Annotated in this window: 4 protein-coding genes; all 4 read left to right on the top strand. The window is 70.4% G+C overall.

Annotated elements, in window-relative coordinates:
- Positions 1–221 (top strand): hypothetical protein (locus tag Q8O14_00980; protein MDP2359314.1); only part of this gene is annotated, 221 nt, incomplete at its 5' end.
- Positions 218–1,411: a baseplate J/gp47 family protein gene (locus tag Q8O14_00975; protein ID MDP2359313.1), complete on the top strand. Its 1,194-nt coding sequence runs from the start codon at positions 218–220 to the stop codon at positions 1,409–1,411. The genes Q8O14_00980 and Q8O14_00975, both read left to right, overlap by 4 nt.
- Positions 1,411–2,091 carry a hypothetical protein gene (locus Q8O14_00970; protein MDP2359312.1) on the top strand — a complete coding sequence of 227 codons (681 nt, stop codon included), beginning with the start codon at positions 1,411–1,413 and terminating at the stop codon, positions 2,089–2,091. Before Q8O14_00975 ends, Q8O14_00970 begins: the two co-directional genes overlap by 1 nt.
- 5 nt (positions 2,092–2,096) lie before the next feature.
- Positions 2,097–3,728: hypothetical protein (locus tag Q8O14_00965; GenBank protein MDP2359311.1), on the top strand; the 1,632-nt coding region annotated here is incomplete at its 3' end.

The raw sequence follows: 3,728 nt of genomic DNA, 5'->3' as shown, positions 1-3,728 counted from the left end.
GGACGCGCATGCTGGCCCTGCGCCATCTGCGCGAGGCCCTGGAGGACGACGCCCGCGTGGAGGACGCCAGCATCAACATCCAGCAGATCGGGTTCACGCCCGAGGAGAAGGTCTTCCGCATCCGCTTCGCCCTGACGGGGGAGGCCCGGCTGCAGGAGCTGGTCTGGGGCCTGGGCCTGACCGGGCCCTTCACGATCCGGCAAGGGGAGGTGGTGACATGATCCGCTCCTTCGACGAGATCCTGTCCGACCTCCTGCAGGCGGTCCTGGCCAAGACTCCCTTCACCAATGTGAACGTGGGCGGGGGCCTGCGCGGCATCCTGGAATCCCTGGCGGCCGGTCTGGCCGGCTTGTACGAGCTGGTCCGCACCGTGTCCGGGGCCCTGTTCATCCAGACGGCCCGGGGCACCTGGCTGGATCTGAAGGCCCGCGAGGTGGGTGTCCGGCGGCTGGTCGCCAAGCCCGCGCGCCTGCGCTTGACCTTCAGCCGCGGCACGCCGGCCGCACTGGACACGCTCATCCCGGCGGGGACCATCTTGCGCAGCCGGCGGGACCTGAACGGCGTCAGCGTGCGCTACCTGACGGACACGGACGTCACGCTGACCACGGGCCAAACGGCTGTGGTGGCCACGGCCACGGCGGAGCAAGCCGGTATCGTGGGAAACGTGGGGCCGGGCACAGTGACCTTCATCGTCACGCCCATCTCCGGCATCGAGGCCGTCACCAACGTGGACGTGGGGACGGCCTCGCATCTGATCGAGGAGGGAGCGGACGCCGAGAGCGACCGCGCCTTCCGCGAAAGGGCCATCGGCAAGTGGGACACCCTGGGCGTGGGCGGCACGCGCGGCGCCTACCGGACCTGGGCCTTGAGCGTCCCGGGCGTGAAGGCCGTCATGGTCCTGGACGACGCGCCCTACGGACCCGGCACGGTGGGCGTGGTGGTGCTGGGCACGGACGGCGCGCCCACGCCGCAGCTGCTGGCGGACGTGGCCGCCTATATCCGCCCTCGCCAGCCCCTGACCGCCCAGCTGGTGGTCTCGGGCGCCACCATCACGCCAATCAGCCTGGCCCTCACCGTCTGGCGCTACGCCACGGCGGACGAGGCCACGCTGGACGAGGACGTGCGCCGGGCCCTGCAGGAGTACTCGGATGGCCTGCAGCTGGGCGAGGGCCTCGTCCGGGCCCGCTTGGTGGCGGCGGTCATGGCCGTGGACGGCGTCTACAACGTGGTGGTGGACGCGCCCGCGGCGGACGTGCCGGCCACCCCGCGCGAGTACCTGGACGTGGACGCCGCCCAGGCCGCGCTGACGCACCGGGTGAAGGGCCGGTCCTACCAGGACCGCCATCCCGTCCCGGCCGGCGAGCCCGTCACGATCATCGAGCCCATCGACAAGAGCGAGTGGAGCCTCTGATGGACAGTCGCCTTGGGCCCTTCCTGCTCTCCTGGCTGCCCAGCGCCCGCCGGCGCAAGGATGCCAGCGTCCTGTCGCGCCTGCTGGACGCGCTGGGGGAGTCCTATGACGCGGCCAAGGACGCCATCTATCGCCTGCGCCGGCGCGGCTTCATCTGGCAGCTGGGGGATGGGTCGGACGCCTACTACGCCGATCCCCAGCGCGGCCTGGACCTGAACCGCCACGCCCTGGACCGCGGCACCCGGCGGCTTCAAGGCGAGACGGACGAGGCGCTCTGGCAGCGCCTGGCCATCCAGCCGGCCGTCCGCCAGCACGCTGGCAGCGCCATGGGCATGCGCTACCTGGTGGAGGACGTGCTGGGACACACGCTGCACGCCCTGACGGTTTACGCGGACGATCCCGAGGCCCGCATCGTGCGAAGCGAGGTGGACCAGGCCGCGCAGGTGGAGGTGGAGCGCAGTCACCTCTTCAGTGTGGCGGACCAGGCGAACCCGGATATGGTGGGCCTGCGCCAGACGCGCCTCTACAGCCAGGCCGACCTGGACATCCGGTTCACCTTCTGGCTGTCCATCCTGCCGGCCAGCCCCCTGGACGCCGAGGAGCGGACGCGCGTGACCGAGCTGGTGATGGCCGAGAAACCCGCGCACACAGCCTGCGTGCTGACCTTCGTGGAGGCTTAGGGCCCATGGACAAGTACCTGTTCTTCTCGGGCGACAAGCCCACCCTGGAGGACGAGACCTTCAGCCGGGACGCAATCCTCCAGACCATCCTGGACCGGACGGGCGACCTCTTCACGGACGGCGTGGTGCACGGCTTTGCGGTCAGCCAGGATGGCAGCGACCTGGTGCTGGCGCCCGGCGTGGCCTACACGGGCGGCGAGCGCATCGTCAGCCTGGCGGCCGTGAGGCAGCCGTGGCCCGGCACGACCACCTATGTCTTTGCCGGGTACACGTTGATCCAGACGGCCCCCAAGACCCACTTCGTGACGGGGCAAACCCACCAAACCCGCCAGGTCCACGGTTTCGCCCTGCGCCTGTCACCCCTTGCAATCAAGGGTTTTGAAGAGATCGTGGTGGCCCGGGTCCAAGCGGATGGGAACGTGGAGGACCTGCGCACCTTCGCCCAGGTCGTCAGCGATCCGCGCCTCCACCAGCCGAACACGGACACGCACACCCCGGCGGAGGAGTTCCGCGTGGGCTACCAGGATGCCCAGAACCCGGGCAGCCCGGTGCTGACCGTGGCGCGCGCCCTGGAGCAGCACCCGGAGCTTGGTCTGCTCTTCCGCCATGGCATCCTCAACCTGCAGGACGGGCACGGGGACCGGGTGGTGGAGACACGCAAGATCCCGTCCAAGCCGGGCACGCCCCTGCTCAGCGCCGACAACCTGGCCTTGCAGATCCTGGCCGAGGCGCCGGACCGCAGCGCGGCGCTGAAGAGCGCCCTGGACAGCTACTCGGCGGCCCGCATCAGCGTGGAGGCCCTGAGCGCTCATGTGAGCGAGCTGGGCGGCTACCGGGCCCTGATCAACGCCAAGCGCATGCTCGGCTACACGCTGGGCCAGATCCGGGGCATGGAGGCGGTGGGGGGCAGCCTGGACCTGGAGGTAGTGGCCGCCAAGCAGCAGGCCATCGTCTCGGGTGCGGCGGGCACCGCCCGGGAGCCGGGCACCTTGTCCATCGTGACGGGCTCGGCGACCGTCACGGGAGCCGGCACGGACCTCTCGTCCAGCCTGGAGGGACAGGCGATCCTGCTCCACGCGGACGGTCTGCTGAAGGAGGTGACTGTCCTGAGCGTCAACGTGGTCCAGCAGACCCTGACCCTGACCGAGGCCTCAAGCGTCACGGAGGACGCGGCCTGGTTCTACCTGGCCAAGCCGTTCTCGCTGGGCTTCGGCAGCGACGTGGCCACGGCCCAGGAGATGCTGGCCGCGGTGGATGCGACAAAGGCGGCCAGGAGCACCACGCGCACCGAGGTGCTGCAGACCAAGGCGGCCCATGCCAACACGGTCCTGGAGCTGTTCACGGACGATTCGGGCGGCGGCCAGGACGAGGCCTACGCCCTGCGCCTGTCCTGGGACAAGCCGGCGCTGGTGGACTTGGAGGAGATCCGCGGCTACCGCGTTCGCGTCTACGAGCTGAAGCACACGCGCACGCGCCTGCCTGCCGGCGTGGCCAAGGCCGTGCTGGAGAGCGTCCACGTGGATCTGATCCACCGCACCCATGAGTCCGCCACCATCCCGCGCCAGAAGCGCGAGGCGGTCCAGGCCAGCGACCTGGTGGGCACGGGCTCCACCACGAGCCTGGTGAAGGTGGCCGGC

The organism is bacterium (genome assembly GCA_030685015.1).
GTDB lineage: Bacteria > CAIWAD01 > CAIWAD01 > CAIWAD01 > CAIWAD01 > CAIWAD01.
The sequence above is the reverse complement of the archived record's forward strand: the minus strand, read 5'-3'. Positions and strand labels throughout refer to the sequence as shown.

Coding starts and splice junctions, on each gene's coding strand:
- Q8O14_00975 (MDP2359313.1), top strand. CDS start 218: ATGATCCGCTCCTTCGACGAGATCCTGTCCGACCTCCTGCAGGCGGTC.
- Q8O14_00970 (MDP2359312.1), top strand. CDS start 1,411: ATGGACAGTCGCCTTGGGCCCTTCCTGCTCTCCTGGCTGCCCAGCGCC.